General features: G+C 69.4%; 25 protein-coding genes. 11 read left to right on the forward strand and 14 right to left on the reverse strand.

Going from position 1 to position 22,189, the window contains the following annotated elements:
- The first annotated feature begins 46 nt into the window (after positions 1–46).
- Positions 47–811: an ABC transporter permease gene (locus ACIBH2_RS01725; protein WP_397116761.1), complete on the forward strand. Its 765-nt coding sequence runs from the start codon at positions 47–49 to the stop codon at positions 809–811.
- Positions 812–879: 68 nt separating this feature from the next.
- Here ACIBH2_RS01725 and ACIBH2_RS01730 read toward each other — a convergent pair whose 3' ends face one another.
- Both ACIBH2_RS01730 and ACIBH2_RS01735 read right to left on the reverse strand, forming a co-directional pair.
- The gene (locus ACIBH2_RS01730) at positions 880–1,368 is read right to left on the reverse strand and encodes a DUF1269 domain-containing protein (RefSeq protein ID WP_397112313.1); all 489 of its coding nucleotides are present in this window, start codon (positions 1,366–1,368) and stop codon (positions 880–882) included.
- A gap of 133 nt (positions 1,369–1,501) precedes the next feature.
- Positions 1,502–1,837, reverse strand: a complete 336-nt coding sequence (locus ACIBH2_RS01735; RefSeq protein ID WP_397112315.1) for an RNA polymerase-binding protein RbpA — start codon at positions 1,835–1,837, stop codon at positions 1,502–1,504.
- A gap of 184 nt (positions 1,838–2,021) precedes the next feature.
- Between ACIBH2_RS01735 and ACIBH2_RS01740 the strand changes: the two genes are divergently transcribed.
- Positions 2,022–2,348 carry a hypothetical protein gene (locus ACIBH2_RS01740; protein ID WP_397112317.1) on the forward strand — a complete coding sequence of 109 codons (327 nt, stop codon included), beginning with the start codon at positions 2,022–2,024 and terminating at the stop codon, positions 2,346–2,348.
- Here the strand turns inward: ACIBH2_RS01740 and ACIBH2_RS01745 are convergent.
- Both ACIBH2_RS01745 and ACIBH2_RS01750 read right to left on the reverse strand, forming a co-directional pair.
- The gene (locus ACIBH2_RS01745; RefSeq protein ID WP_397112319.1) at positions 2,299–3,327 is read right to left on the reverse strand and encodes a hypothetical protein; all 1,029 of its coding nucleotides are present in this window, start codon (positions 3,325–3,327) and stop codon (positions 2,299–2,301) included. The two genes, ACIBH2_RS01740 and ACIBH2_RS01745, sit on opposite strands and share 50 nt — an antisense overlap.
- A 248-nt stretch (positions 3,328–3,575) precedes the next feature.
- Positions 3,576–4,250, reverse strand: a complete 675-nt coding sequence (locus tag ACIBH2_RS01750) for a M23 family metallopeptidase (RefSeq protein ID WP_397112321.1) — start codon at positions 4,248–4,250, stop codon at positions 3,576–3,578.
- A gap of 183 nt (positions 4,251–4,433) precedes the next feature.
- Between ACIBH2_RS01750 and ACIBH2_RS01755 the strand changes: the two genes are divergently transcribed.
- The gene (locus ACIBH2_RS01755; RefSeq protein ID WP_397112323.1) at positions 4,434–4,793 is read left to right on the forward strand and encodes an ArsR/SmtB family transcription factor; all 360 of its coding nucleotides are present in this window, start codon (positions 4,434–4,436) and stop codon (positions 4,791–4,793) included.
- Between the two features lie 201 nt (positions 4,794–4,994).
- Here the strand turns inward: ACIBH2_RS01755 and ACIBH2_RS01760 are convergent, their stop codons facing one another.
- The gene (locus ACIBH2_RS01760) at positions 4,995–5,981 is read right to left on the reverse strand and encodes a glycosyltransferase family 9 protein (RefSeq protein WP_397112325.1); all 987 of its coding nucleotides are present in this window, start codon (positions 5,979–5,981) and stop codon (positions 4,995–4,997) included.
- A gap of 189 nt (positions 5,982–6,170) precedes the next feature.
- Between ACIBH2_RS01760 and ACIBH2_RS01765 the strand changes: the two genes are divergently transcribed.
- Complete coding sequence (locus ACIBH2_RS01765; RefSeq protein ID WP_397112327.1) at positions 6,171–6,521, forward strand: hypothetical protein; 351 nt, start codon at positions 6,171–6,173, stop codon at positions 6,519–6,521.
- 115 nt (positions 6,522–6,636) lie between these two features.
- Here the strand turns inward: ACIBH2_RS01765 and ACIBH2_RS01770 are convergent, their stop codons facing one another.
- A complete protein-coding gene (locus ACIBH2_RS01770) occupies positions 6,637–7,530 on the reverse strand; it encodes an oxygenase MpaB family protein (RefSeq protein WP_397112329.1) in 894 nt (297 codons plus the stop codon).
- Between the two features lie 102 nt (positions 7,531–7,632).
- On the opposite strand from ACIBH2_RS01770, the gene ACIBH2_RS01775 reads away from it, so the two are divergent.
- On the forward strand, positions 7,633–8,223 hold the full coding sequence (locus tag ACIBH2_RS01775; protein ID WP_397112331.1) for a DUF4126 domain-containing protein: 591 nt from the start codon (positions 7,633–7,635) through the stop codon (positions 8,221–8,223).
- Here the strand turns inward: ACIBH2_RS01775 and ACIBH2_RS01780 are convergent.
- The gene (locus ACIBH2_RS01780) at positions 8,220–9,197 is read right to left on the reverse strand and encodes a helix-turn-helix transcriptional regulator (protein ID WP_397112333.1); all 978 of its coding nucleotides are present in this window, start codon (positions 9,195–9,197) and stop codon (positions 8,220–8,222) included. The two genes, ACIBH2_RS01775 and ACIBH2_RS01780, sit on opposite strands and share 4 nt — an antisense overlap.
- Positions 9,198–9,293: 96 nt before the next feature.
- Here ACIBH2_RS01780 and ACIBH2_RS01785 point away from each other — a divergent pair, with 96 nt between their 5' ends.
- Positions 9,294–9,689: a RidA family protein gene (locus ACIBH2_RS01785; protein WP_397116763.1), complete on the forward strand. Its 396-nt coding sequence runs from the start codon at positions 9,294–9,296 to the stop codon at positions 9,687–9,689.
- A gap of 137 nt (positions 9,690–9,826) precedes the next feature.
- Here the strand turns inward: ACIBH2_RS01785 and ACIBH2_RS01790 are convergent, their stop codons facing one another.
- Positions 9,827–10,516 carry an SGNH/GDSL hydrolase family protein gene (locus tag ACIBH2_RS01790; protein WP_397112335.1) on the reverse strand — a complete coding sequence of 230 codons (690 nt, stop codon included), beginning with the start codon at positions 10,514–10,516 and terminating at the stop codon, positions 9,827–9,829.
- Between the two features lie 111 nt (positions 10,517–10,627).
- On the opposite strand from ACIBH2_RS01790, the gene ACIBH2_RS01795 reads away from it, so the two are divergent.
- On the forward strand, positions 10,628–11,236 hold the full coding sequence (locus tag ACIBH2_RS01795; protein ID WP_397112337.1) for a TetR/AcrR family transcriptional regulator: 609 nt from the start codon (positions 10,628–10,630) through the stop codon (positions 11,234–11,236).
- A gap of 136 nt (positions 11,237–11,372) precedes the next feature.
- Positions 11,373–12,548 carry a hypothetical protein gene (locus ACIBH2_RS01800; RefSeq protein WP_397112339.1) on the forward strand — a complete coding sequence of 392 codons (1,176 nt, stop codon included), beginning with the start codon at positions 11,373–11,375 and terminating at the stop codon, positions 12,546–12,548.
- Between the two features lie 263 nt (positions 12,549–12,811).
- On the opposite strand, the gene ACIBH2_RS01805 is transcribed toward ACIBH2_RS01800, so the two are convergent.
- From ACIBH2_RS01805 to ACIBH2_RS01825, 5 genes are all read right to left on the reverse strand, one after another.
- Complete coding sequence (locus ACIBH2_RS01805; RefSeq protein ID WP_397112341.1) at positions 12,812–13,147, reverse strand: YnfA family protein; 336 nt, start codon at positions 13,145–13,147, stop codon at positions 12,812–12,814.
- Positions 13,148–13,249: 102 nt separating this feature from the next.
- The gene (locus tag ACIBH2_RS01810) at positions 13,250–14,452 is read right to left on the reverse strand and encodes a Dyp-type peroxidase (RefSeq protein WP_397112343.1); all 1,203 of its coding nucleotides are present in this window, start codon (positions 14,450–14,452) and stop codon (positions 13,250–13,252) included.
- Positions 14,445–15,005 carry a copper chaperone PCu(A)C gene (locus ACIBH2_RS01815; RefSeq protein WP_397112345.1) on the reverse strand — a complete coding sequence of 187 codons (561 nt, stop codon included), beginning with the start codon at positions 15,003–15,005 and terminating at the stop codon, positions 14,445–14,447. Before ACIBH2_RS01815 ends, ACIBH2_RS01810 begins: the two co-directional genes overlap by 8 nt.
- Before the next feature lie 198 nt (positions 15,006–15,203).
- On the reverse strand, positions 15,204–15,746 hold the full coding sequence (locus ACIBH2_RS01820; RefSeq protein ID WP_397112347.1) for a hypothetical protein: 543 nt from the start codon (positions 15,744–15,746) through the stop codon (positions 15,204–15,206).
- Between the two features lie 265 nt (positions 15,747–16,011).
- Positions 16,012–16,839 (reverse strand): SGNH/GDSL hydrolase family protein, encoded by an 828-nt coding sequence (locus ACIBH2_RS01825; RefSeq protein ID WP_397112349.1) that lies wholly within the window; start codon positions 16,837–16,839, stop codon positions 16,012–16,014.
- A gap of 128 nt (positions 16,840–16,967) precedes the next feature.
- Here ACIBH2_RS01825 and ACIBH2_RS01830 point away from each other — a divergent pair, with 128 nt between their 5' ends.
- From ACIBH2_RS01830 to ACIBH2_RS01840, 3 genes are all read left to right on the forward strand, one after another.
- Positions 16,968–17,654, forward strand: a complete 687-nt coding sequence (locus ACIBH2_RS01830; protein ID WP_397112351.1) for a response regulator — start codon at positions 16,968–16,970, stop codon at positions 17,652–17,654.
- Between the two features lie 450 nt (positions 17,655–18,104).
- Positions 18,105–19,031 carry an ATP-binding protein gene (locus ACIBH2_RS01835; RefSeq protein ID WP_397116766.1) on the forward strand — a complete coding sequence of 309 codons (927 nt, stop codon included), beginning with the start codon at positions 18,105–18,107 and terminating at the stop codon, positions 19,029–19,031.
- 112 nt (positions 19,032–19,143) lie between these two features.
- The gene (locus ACIBH2_RS01840; RefSeq protein WP_397112353.1) at positions 19,144–21,183 is read left to right on the forward strand and encodes a DUF4153 domain-containing protein; all 2,040 of its coding nucleotides are present in this window, start codon (positions 19,144–19,146) and stop codon (positions 21,181–21,183) included.
- A gap of 70 nt (positions 21,184–21,253) precedes the next feature.
- On the opposite strand, the gene ACIBH2_RS01845 is transcribed toward ACIBH2_RS01840, so the two are convergent.
- On the reverse strand, positions 21,254–22,150 hold the full coding sequence (locus ACIBH2_RS01845; RefSeq protein ID WP_397112355.1) for a TIGR03619 family F420-dependent LLM class oxidoreductase: 897 nt from the start codon (positions 22,148–22,150) through the stop codon (positions 21,254–21,256).
- Positions 22,151–22,189 lie beyond the last annotated feature (39 nt).

Here is a 22,189-nt window from a genome sequence, read left to right on the forward strand (position 1 = left end):
ACCGGTTGCCCCCGGGTGGGTTCCGCGCGTCGTCCGCGACAGCGCCATCGTCGCCTACCGCAATCTGCTGACCATCCTGCGCGTCCCCACGCTGTTGGTGACCGCCACCATCCAGCCGCTGATGTTCGTGTTCCTGTTCGCCTACATCTTCGGCGCGTCCCTGGGCGGCAGTCAGTACCGTGAGTTCCTGCTCGCCGGAATCTTCACGCAGACAGTGGCGTTCAACGCGGCCTTCACCACCGTCGGCCTCGCCAACGATCTGCAAAAAGGCATTATCGACCGGATGCGCACGCTGCCCATGTCCCGCCTGGCGGTGCTCATGGGCCGCACCCTGTCGGATCTGGTGGTGAACATCCTCGCCCTGACCGTCATGGTCGGCTGCGGTTACGCCGTCGGCTGGCGCATCAACGGCGGAATCGCCGACGCCGTACTGGCTTTCGCGGTCATCCTGCTGTTCGCCTTCGCCATGTCCTGGGTCGGCGCGCTCACCGGTCTCATGTCCCCGAGCGTCGAGGTGGCCCAAAGCGCCGGTCTCATCTGGCTTTTCCCGCTCACCTTCATCTCCTCGGCCTTCATCTCCGGCGAAACCCTCCCCGGCCCGCTGCGCACCATCGCCGAATGGAACCCCATCACCGCCGTCTCCGCCGCGGGCCGAAAACTCTTCGACAACGGCTCCCCGCCCACCTTCCTCCCCGCCGACGGCTGGCCCGCCGACCACTGCATCGAGTACGCCGTCCTGTGCTCCCTCGCCATCCTCGCGGTCGCCGTCCCCTTGGCCTTGCTCCAATACCGCAAGGTCGCCAGTCACTAGTCCGAGATACGACCCCGACATACGACACAGCCCCCGGCCGCACCGCGGCCGGGGGCTGTGGGCCGCGCTCAGTCCGCGAAGACCTCGCGCAGGGCGGCCTCCTGCTCGCGGGACAGGTTGGTCGAGAGCAGTTCGGCGTGCTGGCCGTCGAAGTGCTCGCGCACACGATCCAGGGTGGCGTCCGAGGTGAGGACGAACAGCGCCGAGGTGCCCGGCGTGATCTCGGACTTCAATCGGTCGATGAACTTGTCGTCGATGCCGACATCGGTGAGCGAACCGGTCAGCGCGCCGATGCCCGCGCCCAGCACCGCGCCGAGCAGCGGAATGAAGAACAGAATGCCGAACAGTAGACCCCAGAACGCGCCGCCCAACGCGCCCGCGCCGGTAAGGCTGTGCAGCTGAGCGGTTTTCGGCTTCTTCGCGCCCTCGGGCCAGCTCACCACCGCCGCGTCGTGCACGGTGATCAGCCCCTCGGTCTGCACGTCCTTCAGAGTCTGCGCCGCCGTATCGGCCCCCGTCGTGGTGGGGAACTTCCACACGGTCAACGTCGCGGCCATGGTGCCCTCCTTCATCGGTGGGAATCGCGTTGCGCCACGGCCTCATTCGTTTCGGGTGAAATGACTCCGGTTCGAAACGACCGAGGCCCCCGCACCGTAGTGCGGGGGCCTCGATGTCGAAATGCCGTGACGGCTAGCCGCGACGGCGGCTCTTGATGAGGTCCATGCGCTCCTGGAGCAGCTCCTCGAGCTCCTCCTTGGAGCGGCGCTCCAGCAGCATGTCCCAGTGGGTGCGCGGCGGCTTGACCTTCTTGGGCTCCTGGGTGGTGCCCTCGATCAGAATGCCCTCCTGGCCATTGCGGCACAGCCAGGTCGGGGGAATCTCCGCATCATCGGCGAAGGGCACATCGAACTCTTCGCCATTGTCGGTGCGGTACCGCGCCACTCGCCGCGGCGCCAAGTCGTGGTCGCGGTCGGTCTCGTAGCTCACCGCTCCGAGCCGACTGCCTCGGAGTACGCGATCTGCCATGGGTGCGGTCCCTTCTCGCCTGTCGGCAACTTTCGGTGTCGACGCCTTACCTGTACGTCAACGCATCGGTGCACGATTCGGTTCCCGTGGGGAGAACCCTGCCATTCTACGCCGACGCCGATACCGCCTTCGACCGGCGTGCCCCGCTCCCGCTCCCGACCGGGAACCGCTACTGTCTCGACTCATGTCGTCGCGACGCCTGGGGACGTGCTCGTGGTGCGGAAGAGAGATTGGCGAATCCGAGATCGGGCGACGCCGACGATACTGCCGCCAATCCTGCCGCCAACGCGCCTACGAACACCGAAACAGCGTGAAGGGCACCGGAATTCCGGAGGACGCCGTGGTGCTGTCGGCGCAGGAGGTCGCGGATCTGTCCGACCGCTGGTTCGCCGCGCGCTGTGCCGCCGAGGATGTGGCCACCGCCGTCGCCGAGGGCGCGGACGCGACCGAACTCAAAGAGCTCACCGCGACGCTGGTCGCACTGGCTCGGGACGCGGAGCGCCTGCGCTGACCTCCTCGACGCGACCCGCCCGGTAGCGCACCAGCGCCACCCCGGCCGCGGTCGCCGCGACCAGGACACCGAACGCCGTCAGGGTGGCGGCATCGGGTCGGGTGATCGGCTGTCCGCGCAGCGCCTGCCACAGCAGCACCGCCATCAGCGCCGTGTAGGCCAGCGACAGCACCGCGATGACCTGGGCACGGGCGCGCTCACCGCGCAGCCACGGCACTCGCGGGGCGAACCAGGCCAGCGCGAGCGCGGCGATGATCAGCAGCTGAATCCCGTGCATGCCCAGAAAGTGCGGAATGCGCAGGTCGCCGCCGACGGTGCTCCAATGCGTGACGGGCATCGCGCCCACGCCATCGCGCACGAGCGGCTGATCGGGCATGACGGTGTGCCCGGCGGCCAACTCCACGGGCTTGCCGTAGGCGTCGGTGCTCTGCTGCCTGCCGGTCCAGCCCACCAGATACGCCATGGCCATACCGAGCGCCGCGATGAACAATCCCGCGCGAATCGCCAGGCCGGTCGGGCGGTCGGTGATGCGTTGCCACGAAAGCACCACGGCGATCACGACATTCGCCACGAACAGCCCGATCACGCCGGACATGAAGACGTTCTGGCCGATGGTGTTCACCGCGTCGGTCTCGGTGTTGAAGTGGCTGAAGGTGCCGCGCGAGGCCTGCGTCACGATGAATCCGACATCGACGATGCCGGTTACGGCGAAGGCCGTCCCCATCCACCAGGTGATCCGGCTGCCGCGATGCGGAAACGACAGCAGCCAGGCCAGTGTCGCGGTGTAGAGCGCGAAGGAGAGGCCGAACTTGAACGGCTTGAACCAGATCGACTCGCCGAGCAGCATCCGGTCGTCGACCACCATGCCGAACAGCGAGGCCATGACCAGTGCGGACATGACCGAGGCGGCGACCATCAGCGGGCGGTGCAGGCGTGGGGCGGTGGACGCTCGGACCGGGGCGGGCGAGTCGGTGATCATGGCGCTGACGTTATGTACGCGCCGCCGCGCGCCGGGTCCCCCGGCAGAGCCGTTCGCGTCTAGTACTCCGGTACTAGACGCGGAAACCACGGTGCACCAAAGGTTCTCGCGCACCGCGGGGCTCGCGTGCTCCGACACCTTTTGGATACCAGGGCGCGCCCACGACGCAGGCCCCCGGGATCCGGGGGCCTGCGTCATGTCGTGTGCGGTGATCGGCAACCCCTCATCGGTTGTCGATCGGCGTGAGGTCAGTCCTGCGAGTAGCCGACATCCAAGCCGCGGCCCGCGAGCCACGGATGCGGATCGATCGGACCGGCATCGGTGTGCACCTCGTAGTGCAGATGCGGTCCGGTGGAGTAGCCGCGGCTGCCGACGGTGGCGATCACGTCACCGGCACGCAGCTGCTGGCCGACGTGCACCAGGATGTCCTGCATATGGCCGTACACGCCGATGGTGCCGTCATCCTGCTGCACCCGCACCCACAGGCCGAAGCCCGAGGCCGGGCCCGCCTCGATGACGGTGCCGTCGGTGACGGCGGCGATCGGCGCGCCGAAGCCGTCGGCGAAGTCCAGACCGGCGTGCATAGCGCCCCAGCGCATACCGAAGCCGGAGCTCAGCGGTCCGGCGACCGGGCGCACGGTGCGCGGACGGTGGTCCTGGGCGAAGCTGTTGAGCAGATCGGTGACCTGCGGCGGAACGAATTCGGGCACCTGCACGGCGACCGGGGCGGCATTGGCGACCGGCGCGGCCTGGACGGGTGCGGCGGCCAGCGTGTCGGTGGGGTTGCTCTCGGTCTGCTGGTCGGCGGCGGCGAGCACGGACAGCGAGCATCCGGCAATGGCGGTGACGGCCACGGCACGAGTCGCTGCGGCCCGGTACCGGCGAATGACGCGACCGGTAGATAACGGAACGGTTACGGGCATGGCTAGAACGTACGGGAGCTAAACCGCATAACCGAAACCTTGTCGTTACCGTCACATCGCCGCAAAACCCCAGTTGATACATCACGACTAGGTAACGACACGCCGTAAGTTTCTATGCGACCTGGGGAAATGTGGATTATCGCGATCTTGAACGACACGCCGTCGTCATGACACCCTGTTTAAGTGCCGACTAATGGAGTTCGGGTGTTGGTGGCGCTCGCGGACCCGACCCGCCGTGCTGTGTTCGAGGCCTTGCCGCAGGGCCCGCGCTCGGTCGGTGAACTCGCGGCCATCACGGGCGTCACCAGCTCGGCGGTATCGCAGCATCTCAAGGTCCTGCGCGAGGCCCGCCTCGTCATGGCGCAACCGGCGGGCAATCGCCGACTGTATTCCTTGGACCCCCGCGGCCTGGCCGACGCCCGCGATTATCTCGAACAGTTCTGGCCGAGCGCCATCGCCGCGTACTCGGCGGCGGTCTCCAGTGCTCACGCGGATATAGGGGAGGCCCAGCCACCGCCGCCGGGCGGCCCGCCAATCCGCTGACGCGCCGCGGCCGCGCGCCCAGCCGTGACTTCGTGGCGACGCTCCGGCGGGAGCGCGGGTCTGTGCTGGGGATCCGGTTTGGTCGAGCGGTTCGTGTCGTCAGGACGCGTCGAGTCGGGTCGCGCGAGGGGGTGGCTATCGGTCACCCGTGTGCGATTCCGGTGTGGGAGGCCAATTTTCGTGCCAGGACGCGATCGCGTCCTAGCCCACGCGGCGGTACTGTTGCCCGCGCCGGTCCATTCCGGTGCCCTGCCAGGGCCGCTTGCTCAGCTGCTTGTCCACGGCGTTCACCACCTCGGTGACGCCGATCTTCAGCAGTCCGGGGTCGGGGGTGGCGGCGTCGGGATCGCCGAGCTGTCCGGCCCACAGCACCACGTGGCGGCCCAGCAGATGCGGCGGCGGGCCGCTGCGCGAGGGGGGATTGGGGCCGAACAGCAGGACGGTGCGGGTGCCGAACGCGGTGGCCAGATGCGCGACGCCGGTATCGCCGGAGACGACGAGCGCGGCCTCGGCGACGGTGGCGGCGAGTTCGATGAGGTTCTGCTCCCCGGCGAGCACCCGCGAGACCGGCAGACCCGCGCGCGCGGCGATGCCGAGGGCGAGATCGCGTTCGAATTCGTCGCCGGTGAGCACCACCTCGCGACCCTGGACCAGCAGATGCCGGATGACCGCGGCGAACCGGTCGGGCGGCCAACGCCGTGCGGGCGCGCCCGCACCGATGTGCACTGCCACGCAATCCTTGTGGCTCGTCGTGGCCACGGGCGGCACCAGGCCGAGATTGCGACGGTCGGCGGTGATGCCGTCGGTCTCGAGCAGATGGCACCAGCGATCCACGTCGTGCATATCCGGTTCCCATTCGGGCCCGGGTAGTTCGGGAAAGGCGTGATTGCGGTAGGTGAGGATGCGGTCGGGGCGGGTGCGGGTCAGCTCGACGAGCCCTTCGGGGCCGGAGCCGTGCAGATTGACCGCGAGTGCGGGAGAGGGGCCGTCCCAGCGCATTCCGGCCGGTCCGGCGGTGGGGATCATCTCGTCCACGGAGGCGACGAGGTCGACGATGGGTTTCAGGCGGTGCGGTGCGGCGAGTGCGATGTGGTCCCCGGGCCTGGCCCGGCGGAGCGCGCGCAGCGCCGGGACGGCGGTGAGCAGATCACCCAGTCCGCGTGCGCGTAGCACGAGTACAACCGCCACCCTCTTCTCCTAGCCACGCTGTTGCCCATAGCGGTCCGGCCACACCCCCGCCGCGCACGGACCGTGTGAGCCACTTGGAGTGGACTACCCGGCGCGCGTCGGCGCGAAACTTGTGATGATGGCGGGATCAGCGATTTTCGGTACTACCGGCTGTCGTTGACGGGTGTTCATGAACTACCGTGTGGATTCATGGATTTCGTCTACAACCTCCTGGTCGTCGCCCATCTGCTCGGCATGGCCGCGGTGGTCGGCGGATACGCGGCGAGTCAGCCGCGAGTGTCCGAATTGATGGTGTGGGGCGCCCGCGCGCAGCTGGTCACCGGGGTGATCCTGGTCGGCATGGCCGAGTCGATCGACTCGCTCGGCAAGGATCCCAACATGACCAAGATCATCGTGAAATTGGTGATCTCGGTGGCGGTGGCGGCCTTCGCCGAGATCGGCCGCGCGGACGCCAAACGCGGCAAGGCCCTGCCGTGGATGACGCATGCCGCGGGTTGGCTGGCCATCGTGAACGTCTTCGTCGCGACCCTCTGGACCTAGCCGACACCTCCTACCGAAGGACAGCGTCGCGGCACCGAGCTCGGTGCCGCGACGCTGCTGTCCGCGCTCCGAGACGAGGCGGTGATCGCCGAGCCTCGTTCCCGTCGCGTCTGTTCTATACAGCCGTGCGCAAACGCTCCGGCGCGACGGCCGCGCGTTCGAGCGCCACCCGAATGCCGGTGCGCCCCTCGCGCCGATACGCCGCCCGCGCCCTCGGCATGATCCGCACGGACTCCGGCAGCAGCGGCCAGGTGCGCATGACGGCCTGGCGGAAGGTGTCGAAGGCGACCTGGTTGGCGCGCGTCCAGCGGTAGCCGTACATCTCGCGAATATGCGGCGGCAGCGTGCCGACGAGCAGGTGTCGCCACGCCTCGCTGGCGCTGGGTGCGAGAATTCGCCAGAGCGCCTTGGGAATCCACGGCTGCGGCATATCACCGGCATGGTCGAAGTAGTCGATGAGTCCCCGCGCCGCCGGTGTCGGTTCCAGGACGTGGTGCAGCGTGTGGTCCCAGTACTCGAGGAATTCGTCGTAGCTGGGCGGCACGATGCGCTGCGACATGCCGTACATGTTCCACCAGCGCACGCCCTCGGCGTAGACGGCGGCCTTCTCCTCGCGGGTGTAGGGCCGCTGCGCGAACAGGTCGCGGGCCCGCCACGCGGTGTCGATGAAGGTGGCGTGCGCCCAGAAGTAGGTGTGCGGGTCCAGCGCGTGATAGCGCTCGCCGGAGGGCATCTCGCCCTTGATGTGCTTGTGGAAGTCGCGCACCTGCGCGGCGGTGTGCATCGCCTGCGGGCCGTCGTAGATCATGCCCTGGATCTGTGGGACCGACCGGAACAGCCGCTCCCACGGCTCATTGAAGAAATCCGAGTGCTCTTCCACGCCGCGTCCCAGCGACGGGTACATGAGCTGGAGCAGCCCCTCCATCGGTGCGAGCAGGTATCCGCGCCGGTCACCGTAGGTTTCGTAGAGCAGCGAACCGGGTCCGAAGCGCGGTGTGTCCGTGCTCATGAGCCACCTCCACATTGAGGATGAGAGAATTTCTGCCACTATCTCTCACGGGGTGGGTGTCGTCAAGCGCGCTCACCCCGTTGCGCGCCATAGGATTACGTCATGACCGCACTGCCGTTGATCTTCACCGCGAGCTGGGCGAGCGGGGTCAACGCCTATGCCGTGGTCCTGCTCCTGGGCCTCTTCGGTGTAACCGGATTGTCCGATGATGTTCCGGCGGCGCTGCAACGCACCGATGTGCTGATCGTGGCCGGGGTGCTCTTCGTCATCGAGGCGGTCGCGGACAAGATTCCGTACCTGGATTCGTTCTGGGACGCCGTCCACACGGTGGTGCGCCCGGCCTCCGGGGCGGTGGTCGCGGGTCTGCTGGCCGATCAGGACGGGTCGATTCCGCAGCTCGCCGCGGGTGCGGTCGGCGGCACGACGGCGCTGGTCAGCCACCTGGTCAAGGCCGGAACTCGCATGGCCATCAATACCTCTCCCGAGCCCGCGAGCAATATCGTCATGAGCACGGCCGAGGATCTCACCGTCGCCGCGCTGGTCACCCTCGCCATCTATCACCCGCTCGCGGCGGCCATCGGCGCGGGCGCGCTGCTGGTGATCGGCATTTTCCTGGTGATCTTCCTGGCCAGCCGCATCCGCCGCTACCTGCGCCGTCGCCGGGAGCGCCGCGCGGCGGGGGCCGAACTCTAGTCCTCTCGATCGGTGTAGCGCGCGGCGATGGCGGCGGCGCGGTCTCGCAGGGCGACGCGCAACCATTGCGGGGCAAGGACTTCCGCGTTCGTCGCGGCCTGCCACAGCGCCCATTCGGCATGTCGCGCATCTTGAAAACTCACCTCCAGGCGCAACCATCCGTCGGTGTCGGGCGCTTCGGCGCGCACGGCGAGCGCGGTGCCCACCACGTCCTCTCGCTGCGCCGGATGTACTCGGCAATGCACGATGATCTGGTCGCCGCCGGTCCGAAAGCGCGTACCGCGTTCCTGCCAGGCGCGATGCAGATCGACGCGCTCGGGTCGCTGCGCCGGTTCGGACAGCTCCTCGGCGGCCAGAATGCGCGACAGCCGGTAGGTGCGGTCGGCGCCCTCCCTGGTGGCCAGTAGATAACCCTGTCCACGCACGGTGACCAGGCCGATCGGGTCCACCGTGCGCCACTGCGCGGCCTGGTCCACGGCCGCGTAGTGAATGCGCAGCTTGTGTCCGGCGAATACCGCGCCCCGCACGGCGGCGACCACGGCGTCGGGCAGTTCCTCGGCGATCAACCGTCGGGTGAGCAGGTCGGTCTCCGGCTCGATGAGCAGGCGTTGCGCGACATCGCTGGCGGTGGCGCGATAGCTCTCGGGCAGTGCGTCGACCACCTTGCGCATGGCCGACGCGAGGGCCGCGTTCAGGCCGAAAGCCTGTGCGCCGCGCCGTGATCCGGCGACCAGCAGGGCGAGCGCCTCGTCGTGGTTGAGCCCGGTGAGTTCGGTCTGGAATCCGGGCAGCAGCGCGAAACCGCCGTGGCGACCGCGTTCGGCGTAGACGGGCACGCCCGCCGCCGAGAGGGCTTCGATATCGCGCAGCACGGTCCGGGTGGATACTTCCAGCTCGCGGGCGAGGGTCTCCGCGGTCATCCGTCCGCGCTGACGCAACAGCAGCACGAGCGAGACCAACCGGTCAGCGCGCATGGAGAAAATCTACCCGGAATACATGACCAAGGATGTCGTGATTTGTTGCCAAGCTCGAACGCGTAGGAATTCTCGACGAATGGAGCGGACGTGGCAGTGCAACGAACGGCGATCAACCCGGTGACCTGGTCGGCGGAGCTGGGATTCAATCAGGGCGAGCTGGTCTCCGGGCAGACCCGCACCCTGTACTGCTCCGGGCAGACCGCCATGGACGCCGACGGCAAGCCGCAGCACGACGGCGATATGGCGGCGCAATTGGCGCTGAGCCTCGACAACCTGGAGGCGGTGCTCGCCGAGGCCGGGATGTCGCTGGCGAATCTGGTGCGGCTCAACGTCTACACCACCGATGTCGATGTGCTGTTCACGCATTACGGCGTGCTGGCGGGGCGGTTGGGCGCGGCGCGGGTGGCACCGGCCACCACCATGCTCGGGGTGACGCGGCTGGCGATTCCGGGCCAGCTGGTCGAGCTCGAGGGGACCGCCGTGGGATGAGGGCAGTGCGCGCCCGCGCTGTGACGTGGTTTCACGTGGAGCCGACGTCATGCCAGTGCGCGTGAAAGGCATTGCTGCACAAGGTGCATGGTTGCGCGGTGTGCCGAATCCGTGGGGTTCGGCACACCGCGCCCCGGTCAGTGCGAGGTTTGGGCGGGCCGCGAATGTGCGTGCCGGGCGAGGGATTTCGTCACTTCCGTCGCCACCACCGCCTGTCCGGCCATGGTCAGGTGAATCCGGTCGGCGCTGAGCCAGTCCCGGCGCAGCCGCGCCGGATGCTCCCACAGGTCGGTGAGGACGGCGTGGTGGCGGTGCGCGAGCCGTCGGGTGAGTTCGGCGAAGGCGACGAAACGCGGTCGCAGCGAACGCAATCGGCCGGTGAAGGCATCGGAGAGGGTGAACATCGACAGCTGCGCACCGGAGGCGGTGAGCGCGGCGCACAGCTCGTCGAGTTCGCGCTCCACGGTGGCGAGATCCGCGTCGGGCAGGAACAGGTCATTGCCGCCGCAGCTCACATGCACCAGATCGGGCTGGAATTCCAGGACGCGCGCCAGCTGGGTGTCGCGCACTCGCGCGATGGTCGCGCCCAGCACCGCGGTGCGCAGGTACTCGACCTCCGGATGCGCCGTCCGCAGCGTGCGCACCACGCGATCGGGCCAGGGCAGGGTTTCGTAGCCGGGCCAGGGGTCGCCGACGCCCGCGGCGGTGGAATCGCCGATCACCGCGAATCGCCGCCACGGCACGGGGGCGAGGAGGTCACGGGCGGCGTCGGCGGAGAGCAGCAGGGGGTCGTCGGCCTCGGTGTGGACGGTGGGCTGATCGGTCATGATCGCGGACTTTCCAGTGCGAAGGAGGAAACTGTACGTACGATCGTTCGTATACTTGAAAAGTACGACCGATCGTGCGTTTTGGCAAGGGTGGGGTGGAAGGATGGGACCGTGGCCGAACCGACCGATATCTCCGACCAGCGCTTGCTGAAAGGCGCGCGCGCCCGCGCGAGCATCGCCCGGCACGCCGCCGATGTGGCCTCCGCGGAAGGACTCACCGGTCTGAGCCTTGGTCGGCTCGCCAGCGACCTCGGCATCAGCAAGAGCGGTGTCGCCACCCTGTTCGGCAGCAAGGAGAAGCTGCAACTCGCCGCCGTCGACGCGGCCCGCGAGGTCTTCGTCGACCATGTCGTGCGCCCGGCTCTGACCCACCCGCGCGGCTGGCCGCGACTGCGCGCGCTGATCGACAACTGGTTGGCCTACATCGACGAACCGGTTTTCCCCGGTGGCTGCTTCCGCACCGCGGGGATGGTCGAATTCGATTCCCGCCCAGGCCCGGTCCGCGACGCGCTCAAGGCCGACCACGACGACTGGTTCGCCCTCCTGGAACAGGAGATTCGCCGCGCCCAGGAGCAGGGCCACGCCGCGGACCTCGACCCGCATGCCGTCGCCTTCCACCTCGATGCCCTGATCAGCGCCGCCAACACCGCCGCGCGCTTCGGCGACGACACCGCGATTCCCACGGCCCGCGCCATCATCGACAGGCTCCTCGACGCCTGAGCGCTCCCGTGACGTGACCCGACCGCGCACGCTCCGGTCTCGCCCACGACCGAAAGAGCCTGCGCCAGGGCCGCTTCCGTGTGGTCCGAGCGCCGTGTGGGCGAGGCGTGTCACGGTTGCTGTGTAGCTTCGAAGCATGGGGAGTTCTCCCGGCGCGCCGCGTCGGATGTATCGGCATCGTCGTCTGATCGCGATCACGCTCGGCGTCGTCGCGGCGCTTGCCGTCGTGGCAGTACTGCCGAGATGGTGGTGTGGGCGCGACGCCGACGAGTGGTATCGCGGGGAGGCGGGGCGGGTACGGGGACTCGCCGAGGAGTTGGTCGCCTTCGAAGCCGCGGACGATGAGCGGCGGGCCTCGGGGACCGGTGGGGGATTGGCCGAGATGTGGGGGCTGCTGGCGCATCAGATGACCGCGCTGGGCCTGGCGCAGATCTGCGTGGACCACCCGGACTGGCGCGAACGGTACGCACCGATCGCGACCCGCGCGGCCGCGAAAAGCCTGCTGCCCGAGATGCGTAGCGAGTTCACGTCCGCGTGGTACGGCCGGGACGGGATGGCGGAACTCGACAGTCCGGACGGGCACGCGTACCTGTCCTATCCGGCGCTCGCCCTGGGCATGGCGCGGTGGGTGGACCCGGCGTTCCCGCCCGATCTCGCGGCGAGCCACGATGCGCTGATCGCCTCCTACGAGCGGCGACTGCTGGCCTCGCCGACCGCGCTGTTGGACACCTTTCCCGGGCGCGCCTATCCGACCGATGTGGCGGCCGTGGCCGCGGCGATCGCGGTGCACGGCCGCGTCACCGGTGTCGATCACTCGGCGGTGCTCGCGCACTGGGCGCGTCAGGTGCGCGCGGTGCAGATCGACCACGACACCGGATTGGTGGTGCAGCGCATGGGCGTCGACGGGACGGCGCAGGACGCCCCGCGCGCATCGGGAACGGGTTTGGCCGCCTACTTCGCCGGGTTCGCGGACCAAGCCCTCGCGCGGGAGCTCGCGGCGTCGTTGTTCGCTCAGGAGCGAAATATCCTGGGGTTCAGCGCCATTCACGAATACGGCGACGGCTACGACGGTGCGGGAGATATGGACAGCGGTCCGTTGGTGCTCGGCATATCGATCTCGGCCACCGGTTTCGCGCTCGCCCCGGCCCGCGCCTTCGGGCACCGCGACATGTTCACGCGCCTGTTCCGCACCACCGACCTGTTCGGGCTGCCCGTACAGAGCGGAGCCCGGACGCGGTTCGCCTCGGGCGGAGTGATCGGCAATGCCCTGCTGCTCGCCTTCCTCACCTCCGGACCGGAGCTGGCCCGATGAGCCCCGCCGTGCGCACCGGATGGCGACTCGTCCGCGTCCCGGTGCTGCTGATCGTGCTGTACCTCGCCCTGCGCCCGCTGTTGGCGGCGGTATCGGCGCGGCACGGCTACGGGTCGCCCGACGGGCTGAGCGTGGGCTATCTGATCGTCACCGGTACCACCGCGGTCCTGCGTCTGGTGCTGATCGTCGTCGTGCCCGCCGTGCTCGCCTACCGCGTCGTCGTATTCGCCGTCACCCGCTGGCTGGATCGCGCCGCGCCGCCACTAGACGCCGCGGGGCGCGTACATGATGAGGGCGACACCCAGCAGACAGACGAGCGCGCCCGCGATATCCCAGCGGTCGGGGCGATACCCGTCGGCGACCATGCCCCACGCCAGCGAACCCGCCACGAACACCCCACCGTAGGCGGCGAGGATACGACCGAAATGCGCGTCGGGTTGCAGCGTGGCGACGAACCCGTAGAGCCCGAGGGCCACCACACCGGCCCCCATCCACGCCCAGCCGCGATGCTCCCGCACACCCTGCCAGATCAGCCACGCGCCACCGATCTCCGCGACGGCGGCCAGCGCGAACAGCGGGATCGAACGCAGCACGGTCATGACTAGCGACAGTACCGGCGGCCAGACGGCGCTCGCGCGCCCGCCCCGGTCCCGGCGTTCGCCGCACGAAACGCGTTGTGGCACTTCGTGCGGCGAACCCGATCACGCCTCGAACAGCGGCTGCCCCAGATAGCCGCCCGGTGTCGGCACCCCCGGCGGAATCGCGAACACCGCCGACCCGATCGGCGTCGTCCACTGGTTGAGCGCGTCGAATTCGGCCAGCCGCTGCTGCACCGGCAGATACTGGGCGTCGATATCACGCTGGAAACACGCGAACAGCAACCCCGAATTCGACACCGCGCCGGGTGGTGGCGCGTCGTCGTAGTTGTAGCCGCGCCGCAGGAACCGCTCCCCGTCGTGAGTGTGATGGGCCCGGGCGATATGCGACGACTTCGGAATGATCGGAATACCGGTGTCGTCGACGGCCTCGAAATCCGGATCGTCGAATTCGCGGGTGCCCGTCAGCGGTGCGCCGTTGCCGACGCGGCGGCCGACGGTGAGTTCGCGCCCGTCGTCGTCGAGCTCGTCCCAGGTGTCGAGGTTCATGGCGATGCGCCGCAACACCATCGAGGTGCCGCCCGCCAGCCACGGCCGCCGCGACCCGTCGTCCCACACCAGACGGTCGGCGTCGACGCCGGGCGCGACATTGACGGTGCCGTCCACCGACCCCATCAGATTGCGCATGGTCTGGCCTCGGGACGCGTTGCGGAATCCGCGCTGCACCCACCGCACCCGCACCAGGGAGGTGACGTTCTTGCACAGCACCCGCACCGCGTGCGACACCGTGGTCGCCTCGTCGGAGCAGATCTGCAGCATCAGGTCCGCGCCGGTGTAGGCCTGCTCCAAACGGTCGATGGTGAACGGCGGCAACGGCTTCAACCAGTGCGGGCGGGCATGGTCGAGTCCCGCCGCGGCGAACATGCCCGGCCCGAAACCGACCGTGATGGTCAGGCGCGCGGGCCGGGCCGCCAGTTCCGCCTCGGTATCGGCCAGCGCGGGCCGCCCCTGGGTGAGACGCGCGGCGTCATCGGTCCAGATCTTCAACAGTCCGATGAGGTCCTCGCGGCCGGTGCCCGGCGCGAGGTCGAAACCGACGAACGCCGCCTGATCCTGCGGCTCGGTCTCGATACCCGCCTGATGCGTCCCGTAGAACGGCACCGTCCGGGTCGCCGGATCGGTGTGCTGTTCGTCGTGGGCGAGAGTGGCCGCGCCCCATCCGATTCCGGCGACCCCGGCTCCGGCCGCGGCCGCGCCGCCGCCGAGCAGGAGCCGCCGCGACAGCCGGGACCGGGACCGCTCAGCCACCGTGGGCGGGGGTCTCGGGGGCGCCGGAGGGGTTGTAGTTCTCCTTGCCGCCCACGAAGTCACGCACCTGCGCGGTGATGGTGGTGCTGGAGCCATCGGCGAAGGTGAGCGTGATCGGGGTTTCCGCGCCGGTGCGCAGCGGTTCCTTCAGATCGATGAACATCAGATGCTCCCCGCCGGGCTTCAGCGTGGTCGAGCCGTGCGCGGGAATGGTGAGGCCGCCTTGCTTCTCGCGCATGGTCTTGTCGCCGGACGCGTCGGCGACGACCTCGTGGATCTCCACCTTCGCCGAGGCGGGACTGGACGCCGCGACGAGAGTCACCGGCTGATCGCCGGTGTTCTCGAGGACGCCGAACGCCGCGGACACACCGGTGTCGGCGGCCTTGATCCACTGGTCCGCGACGGTCACCTCGTCGGCGGATTTGGCCGCGCCGCTGTCGGAGGACGAGGAGCAGGCCAGCGGCAGCAGGGCGAGGGTGGAGACGGCCGCGACCGCGCCGAAGCGACGCACCGCGGTCGTGCGCAGACGATGGGAGGACGGGTATTGGGACATGACGGAACTCCGATGGTCGAAGGGAGGTGTGATCGCTTCGGCGAGAACCGCCGCGGAGCCCGGCCAGCGTATTCGTGGCAATCGAGGCGCCGCGGTGCTGGCGAGCCGTGTCGCCGCATGGCAGGCAGTGCATGATCGCGTGCGCTGCCGGAATCCCGCGTGCCGCAACCAGAATCGGTCCGCGACGCGGCGTGTGTTCTACGCGAAAGCGAGAGGAGAGAGGTTCCGTCCGGTCGGCGGCCCACGCCGCCCGATCCCCGAACTCACGAGCAAGCGCAGGGCAACGTTGCGCGGTGCGGGCAGTGCCGCGAGCGGCCGACCCGGCGGCGTGGACGTGAATCCGAGCGCGACGATGAAGCGCCGCACACTCGTCACGGCCCGCCGCAGTCCGGTCTCTGCCGCGCGAATGACCATCGCGCCCACCGGAATCGCCACCAGATGCGCCGCCACCATGGCCGCGGTCAGCCCATGCCGGTGATGGTGCGGCGCGATCGACAGCGCCTCGTGTCCGACGCCCTGCCCCACCGCCAACATGACCATGGTCGACAGCACCCCGGAGCGCGGCCGCACCGTGGCCACCACGACGCCGATCAGCGCACAGGTCGCCAACAGCAACGCCAACGACGCCTCGGGAAACGCGGTCCCGCCCCCGAGCGCGTGCGCCGCCACGGCGACCGCCCCCGACGCCGTGCCGACGGCAGCGCCCCGCAGGCGAGCAGCTGGATCCGTCGGTGACCGCACCCGGACATGTTACCTACGCGGTGTAGTAGGACAGGCGGGCAGGTCGGGGCGGGAGAGGCACGGCCGCCACCGACGCGCAGACCCGCTCGAGCCCTCGCCCTCGCAACCGCTGGCTCGTAGCGGTGACCGACGGCACGAAAACCCGTGGCGCGAGCGCCGCGCCATCTCGTACCGTGCTCGGGTGCCGGTGGGAACACCGGCCGCGGTGGGTGTAGCTCAGTTGGTAGAGCGCTTGGTTGTGGTCCACACTGGCGCACCGAGCACGTCAGTGCTCGCCACCCTGGCGCTGTGCCGCGGACTCGCGCTGCGGGTGGACCGGCAGCAGCGTCGGCCGCTTGGCGTAGACCTGTTCGCCGCGCGACCTGCCGCGCACCCGACGCACCACCCAGGGCGCGAAATGGTGAGCCGCCCACCGCCATTCGGTGGCGATCAGGGCGTCGAGACCGAGGTTCGCGACGGGCAGCGGCTGCCGCCAGCTCGCGTCCGCGCCCGGAATCCCGAGCGTGTCGGCGACCGCCCTGGCCACCAGCTCATGCCCCAGCGGACTCAGGTGCAGCCGGTCTTCGGCCCACACCAGGCGATGCGTGGTCGCGGCGACCGGCTCGAAATCGACCAGGGTGACCCCGTGACGGGCGGCGAGCACCCGCATGGCGGCGTTCATGGCGCGGATCCGGCCCGACAACGGCCGGGCGATGGGCGTGATCGCGCCGATATCCGGATAGGTGAAGGTCACCACCTCGGCGCCGGTCGCCCGCAGCCCGGTGACCATGGCCTCGATATCGGTGAGCGTCGCCGCCATATCGAACACCGGCCGCACCAGATCGTTCATACCCGCCATGACCGTCGCCAGATCGGGCCGCAACGCCACTGCGGGCGCGAGCTGTTCGGACCGAATCTGGGCGGCCAGGCGACCGCGCACGGCCAGATTGGCGTATTGCACCCGCGCGTCGGCCGCGGCGAGTCGCTCGGCGAGCCGATCCGCCCAGCCGCGGTGCCCGCCCGTACCGTCGGGGTCGCCGATCCCCTCGGTCTGGCTGTCGCCGAGTGCCACGAAGCGGGTGAACGGTTGTGCCGCGCGGAGATTCGAAGCCATCGTCGTTCCTTCGGACGCAGGTGCGGACACAGGATACGGGCGAGTGGGAAACAGCGGGTGACGCGTCTCCACAAGATCTACACAATCGGCGCGTTCCATCTCCACGCCCACCTCATAAGGTCACCTGCATGGAACAGCAGCAGCGCGGCGGACGGCGCATCCTCGTGGTGGAGGACGAACCGACGATCGCCGAATCCATTGCCGCGCGCCTGCGCGCCGAGGGATTCACCGTCGACCTCGCCCACGACGGCCCGACCGCGGTGCGCGCCGCCGAGACCAGCGACCCGGACCTCATCGTCCTCGATGTCATGCTGCCCGGTTTCGACGGCCTCGAGGTGTGCCGCCGCGTCCAGGCCCACCGTCCGGTGCCGGTGCTCATGCTCACCGCCCGCACCGACGAGACCGATATGCTCATCGGCCTGGGCGTCGGCGCCGACGACTACCTGACGAAACCGTTCTCCATGCGCGTGCTCACCGCCCGCGTGCACGCGCTGCTGCGCCGCGTGGAACGCACCGCCGACCGCGGCGATGCCATCCTCGTCGGCGACCTGCGCATCGATATCGACCAACGCCGCGTCTGGCGCGCGGGTAGCGAAACCCAGCTCACGCCACTGGAATTCGAACTCCTCGTGCATCTGGCCCGCCGCCCGCGCGCCGTGCACCCGCGCGAACGCCTGCTCAGCGAGGTGTGGGGGTGGGCCGACGCCTCCGGCACCCGCGCCGTGGACAGCCACGTCAAAGCGCTGCGCCGCAAACTCGGCGCGGATCTCATTCGCACCGTGCACGGCGTCGGCTACGCCCTGGAGGCGCGATGAACACTGAGAGCACGACGTCGGAATCGACGCGGCTGACCCGCCGGGTGGTCGTCCGGTATCGGCGACCCGCGCGGCGCGTCCTGTCCACCGACGGTGGCCCGTGCGGCCGGACACCTCCGGGCACAGCGTCGGACCGGGCTGATTCGGGCGAACACATGCCGCGTTCACCAGGGGAGGAGAGACGGCGATGAATCGATGGGCCCAAAGCTGTACGGGAGGGTGGGCCGCCGACCTGAGGCGCCGGCGACTCGCGCGCCCCGAGCACGCGGACGCGCAGGTACTCGACGCCGACACCTCGATCGGACCGCCGGTGTGCGCACGGCCGCGGCGGGGACGGAGGAGCGCGTGAAGATCTCACCCGCACTGCGCGCCGCCGCCGACCGGATCGGCGAACGCCTGCCACGCCCGCTCGACCGGGTGCGGTCGATCAAACTCAAACTCGCGATCCTCATGGTGGGATCGGGCGCGGTGGCCTTCGGATTCTTCGCCGTCCGCATCGGCTGGCTGCCACCGCGCACCACCATCGCCGCCACCCTCAGCGCCTTGGCGCTCTCGCAGATCCTGGCGCACGGTATGACCCGGCCGCTGCGGGAGATGACCGCTGCCGCCAAACACATGGCCCACGGCGACTATTCGCGGCGGGTGCGCGCCACCTCCCGCGACGAGGTGGGGCAGTTGGCGGAGGCGTTCAACCAGATGGCCGCCGACCTCGCCGCCGCCGATCAGCAGCGCCGCGACTTCATCGCCAATGTCTCCCACGAACTGCGCACCCCCGTCACGGCATTGGGCGCGGTGCTGGAGAACCTCGTCGACGGTGTCGCCGAACCGGATCCGGCGACCCTGCGCACCGCGCTCGCGCAGACCGAACGCTTGAGCCTGCTGGTCTCCGAACTGCTCGCCCTGTCCAGTATCGAAGCGGGCGCGGTCCGCCTCGATATCGAACCCGTCCCACTCGCACCCCTGGTCAAAGAGGTCGTCGCCGAAGCCGAGGTGATCGCCGCCGCCCTCGACCGCGACGCCCGCTTCACCGTCGACGTCCCCGCCCACCTCACCGTCCCCGCCGACCGCGCCCGCCTACACCAGGTCCTGATCAACCTGTGCGACAACGCGATTCGCCACGGCCCCGTCGGCGGCGAGGTCCGCGCCCGCGCCCGCGCCGTCCGCGACACCTGCGTCCTCGAGGTCCACGACGACGGCCCCGGCATCCCCGCCCCGGAACGTTCCCGCATCTTCGAACGATTCACCCGAGGCGGCACCACCGGCGGCGGCACCGGCCTCGGCCTCGCCATCGCCCGCTGGATCGTCGAACTACACGGCGGCTCGATCACCGTCGCCGACCCCGGCTCGCGCATCCGAATCACCTTGCCGGGCCACTGACCTCACCGCGACAGCCGCCATCTCCGACCACACCGAGCACCGACCATTTCGCCCCATAACGGTTCAGCCCGCGTACCGGGCGGATCCCGCACACCCTGATGGAGCCGATTCCATGCCCGAAACCTCACTCACCGAGGCGGTAACCCCGCCTCCCGCAACACCACCCACTCCCGCACCAACCCAGGTCGCGGGCGGTCTGCTCATAGCCAAGGGGTCCCAGCCGGTCCGCCAGCCGCCCCGCTCGATGCGCGTGGCCTTCCCGAATGGTGTCCTCGCGGCCACCGCCGCGTCGGGTATCGCCGCCGCGCTCCTGATTCCCGCCGACCGCCCCGGTATCGGCTGGTTCCTCTTCGGTCTGGTCGCCGCGGCCGCCATTGTGGCCGTGCACTACCGGGCAGGGCGCACACCAGTCGCGCACCAGCCGACGCCCGACGCGAATATGTCCACCGCGCAAGCCAAGACGACAGAAGAGGAGGCGGAGCCTCTGGCCGCTCCCGCCGCGACGGCTGCTGCTTCCGCTTCCGCTACAAACGATCGTCCGAGCGACCCCACCGCACAGGCCGACACATCCGACCAGCCAGCCGCCGAGTCACCATCGGCCGCCGACGACGGTGCGACGGTTCCCGCCGTCACATCCGACTCGGCGCAGACCGATGACGAAACCTCGACAACCCCGGCGGAGATCTCCGCCGAATCCACCTCCGGTGCTGACTCTTCCGACCAGGCCTTGAGCGAGGCATCGGCAATCGCTGAGCCCGCGAACCCTGCGGATCAAGAGGCCGAGGCAACGACGTCGCCAAGCCTTGCGACATCGGCGGACCCCGCAGCGCAGTCGACGACTTCCGGAGCGGAGTCGATGTCCGCTGCGGAGTCCGCGCCTGCCACGACTCCGCAGCAGGCGGAGTCCGTACCTTCCGCCAATCCCTCTCCATTCACCCGCGATTGGGCGCGCATCGGGTGGTCGGCGTTGGCGCTGGCGCTGCTCGCGGTCGGCACGTTCCGGGCGGCGGAGTGGCTGTTCGTCTGCTGTCTGCTGACGGCGATGGTGGCCGGATCGCTCGCGGTGGTGCGGCGTTCGGTGCACGGCGTGTTCTTCGATATGTGTGCGGTGCCAGTGGCCGCCCTGACCGCCATACCGTGGCTCTACCGAGGGGTGGAGCGGGTGCGGCAGACGCGGATGTCGTCGAATCAGCGGGTGTGGTGGTCGCTCGGCGTGACCGTGCTGCTGCTGGTGGTCTTCGTTCCGCTGCTGGCCGGTGCCGACGCGGTGTTCGCGACCTTGGTCGACAGTGTCGTTCCCGCGCTGGATATGGACGAGGTGCGGCGCTGGGCGGTGCTGTTCCCGTTCGGGGCGCTCGGCGTGGCGGGTGCGCTGTATCTGCTCGCGGGTCCGCCGCTTCCGGCGAAATCCCCTGGCGCAGCGTCGGTGTCGCGTCGCCTGTCGCGCGTGGAGTGGGGTCTGCCGGTCGGCGCGTTGACGGCGCTGTTCGCGGTGTTCGTCGCCACCCAGCTGGCGGTGCTGTTCGGCGGCGACGGCTATGTGCAGCGCACCTCGGATCTGACCTACGCGGAGTACGCGCGCAGCGGCTTCTGGCAGCTGTCGATCGTCAGCATCCTGACCCTCGCGGTCATCGCGGTGGTGCAGCGGCTGGCCGCGCAGGAGTCCACCGCCGACCGCACCTGGCTGCGGATCGCCCTCACCGCCGTGAGCCTGCTGACCCTGGTGATCGTGGCGTCGGCGCTCTCACGCATGTGGCTCTATCAGCAGGCCTACGGCTTCACCGTCATGCGACTGCTGGTCGAGGTGTTCGAGCTGTGGATCGCGCTGCTGTACCTGCTGCTGCTGGCCAGCCTGGTGCGTCTGCGCCACCACTGGCTGCCGCGCGCCGCTGTCGGCGCGGGCGCGGCGACACTGCTGGTGCTGGCCATCCTCAACCCGGAACGCTTTGTCGCCGAACGCAATATCGACAGCTGGGAGGCGGGTGAGCGGCTCGACACCTGGTATCTGAGTCAGCTCTCCGCCGATGTGCTCCCGGCCGCCGAGCGCCTGCCCGAACCGCTGCGCTCGAAGGTGGTGAACCCGATCCTCGCCGACCTCGAGGACGATCCGTGGCGGGGCTGGAACATGTCCCGCTCGGCAGCGCGCCGGTAGACGCGCAACCCCGCCGCGCGGAGAGCCGAGCAGACGGGCTCCTCCGCAGCGCTCGACCGCCACGACTCGCTCAGCCGCGCAACCGATCCAACAGCCCGATCGCGGTATCGAGCATGCCGTCCACCGAATCCGCGATGTACATCATGTCGACGAAGAAATCATCGAACCCGGTCTCGCCCGCCACCTGCTCGATGGCCTTCGCGATGAGCTCCGGCTCCGTCCCCGCCGCCACATTCACCCGCACCACGGTATCGATCGTGCCGGGATCGCGCCCCGCCTGCTCGGCCGCCCGATCGACCACCGCCCGCATCTTCAACAACTGCTGTCCCCACGCGGGCGGCCCCGGCACCGGCACCACCGGCAACCACCCGTCCGCGCGCCGCCCGATTCGCGCCAACCCCGCCGCACCGAACGCCCCGAGATGCACCCGCGGCCGCCGCACCGGCTTCAACTCACTGCGATGCTCCGGCACCGTCACCAACTCGCCCCGATAGCTCGCCGGGTCACTGGTCCAGATGACCTCCAACGCATCGAGAATCTCGTCCAACCGCGCCCCGCGCCGCGCGAACGGCACCCCCGCCGCCTCGTACTCCTCGGGCGACCAACCGATTCCGAAGCCCGGCACCAGCCGCCCGCCACTGGTCACATCGATCGTGGTCAGCGAACGCGCCAGCACGGTGGGCGAATACAGCGGCGCGATCAGCACATTCGTACCCAACCGCACCCGCTCGGTCACCGCGCCCGCGATACCGAGCAGCACGAAAGGGTCCAGCACCGCATTGAATTCGTCGGGAATGGTGTCCTTGCCCGCGTAGCCGACCTTCGGATTCGTCGCCGCGAGCAGCCGCTCACCCACCCAGAGACTGTCCGCCCCCGCCTGCTCGGCCTCGGCGGCGAACCGCGCCACCTCGGTCGCCTGATGCGCCTGCGCGCCGTGCTGCGGAAGAGAGAACCCGATTTTCACCATTCCGTGATACCAGAACGCCACTGCCACACCGCCGCCACG

Origin of the sequence: Nocardia sp. NPDC050406 (assembly GCF_044459025.1) — a bacterium.
Taxonomy (GTDB): domain Bacteria; phylum Actinomycetota; class Actinomycetes; order Mycobacteriales; family Mycobacteriaceae; genus Nocardia.

Excerpts from the sequence above, each read along its gene's own strand:
- ACIBH2_RS01770 (WP_397112329.1), bottom strand. The coding sequence starts at position 7,530 with ATGAGCACGGACACACCGCGCTTCGGACCCGGTTCGCTGCTCTACGAA.
- ACIBH2_RS01730 (WP_397112313.1), bottom strand. The coding sequence starts at position 1,368 with ATGGCCGCGACGTTGACCGTGTGGAAGTTCCCCACCACGACGGGGGCC.
- ACIBH2_RS01815 (WP_397112345.1), bottom strand. The coding sequence starts at position 15,005 with ATGTCCCAATACCCGTCCTCCCATCGTCTGCGCACGACCGCGGTGCGT.
- ACIBH2_RS01790 (WP_397112335.1), bottom strand. The coding sequence starts at position 10,516 with ATGACCGATCAGCCCACCGTCCACACCGAGGCCGACGACCCCCTGCTG.
- ACIBH2_RS01745 (WP_397112319.1), bottom strand. The coding sequence starts at position 3,327 with ATGATCACCGACTCGCCCGCCCCGGTCCGAGCGTCCACCGCCCCACGC.
- ACIBH2_RS01835 (WP_397116766.1), top strand. The coding sequence starts at position 18,105 with ATGGTGGGATCGGGCGCGGTGGCCTTCGGATTCTTCGCCGTCCGCATC.
- ACIBH2_RS01780 (WP_397112333.1), bottom strand. The coding sequence starts at position 9,197 with ATGCGCGCTGACCGGTTGGTCTCGCTCGTGCTGCTGTTGCGTCAGCGC.
- ACIBH2_RS01825 (WP_397112349.1), bottom strand. The coding sequence starts at position 16,839 with ATGGCTTCGAATCTCCGCGCGGCACAACCGTTCACCCGCTTCGTGGCA.
- ACIBH2_RS01805 (WP_397112341.1), bottom strand. The coding sequence starts at position 13,147 with ATGACCGTGCTGCGTTCGATCCCGCTGTTCGCGCTGGCCGCCGTCGCG.
- ACIBH2_RS01845 (WP_397112355.1), bottom strand. The coding sequence starts at position 22,150 with ATGGTGAAAATCGGGTTCTCTCTTCCGCAGCACGGCGCGCAGGCGCAT.
- ACIBH2_RS01735 (WP_397112315.1), bottom strand. The coding sequence starts at position 1,837 with ATGGCAGATCGCGTACTCCGAGGCAGTCGGCTCGGAGCGGTGAGCTAC.
- ACIBH2_RS01765 (WP_397112327.1), top strand. The coding sequence starts at position 6,171 with ATGGATTTCGTCTACAACCTCCTGGTCGTCGCCCATCTGCTCGGCATG.
- ACIBH2_RS01830 (WP_397112351.1), top strand. The coding sequence starts at position 16,968 with ATGGAACAGCAGCAGCGCGGCGGACGGCGCATCCTCGTGGTGGAGGAC.
- ACIBH2_RS01775 (WP_397112331.1), top strand. The coding sequence starts at position 7,633 with ATGACCGCACTGCCGTTGATCTTCACCGCGAGCTGGGCGAGCGGGGTC.
- ACIBH2_RS01800 (WP_397112339.1), top strand. The coding sequence starts at position 11,373 with ATGGGGAGTTCTCCCGGCGCGCCGCGTCGGATGTATCGGCATCGTCGT.
- ACIBH2_RS01750 (WP_397112321.1), bottom strand. The coding sequence starts at position 4,250 with ATGCCCGTAACCGTTCCGTTATCTACCGGTCGCGTCATTCGCCGGTAC.
- ACIBH2_RS01740 (WP_397112317.1), top strand. The coding sequence starts at position 2,022 with ATGTCGTCGCGACGCCTGGGGACGTGCTCGTGGTGCGGAAGAGAGATT.
- ACIBH2_RS01840 (WP_397112353.1), top strand. The coding sequence starts at position 19,144 with ATGCCCGAAACCTCACTCACCGAGGCGGTAACCCCGCCTCCCGCAACA.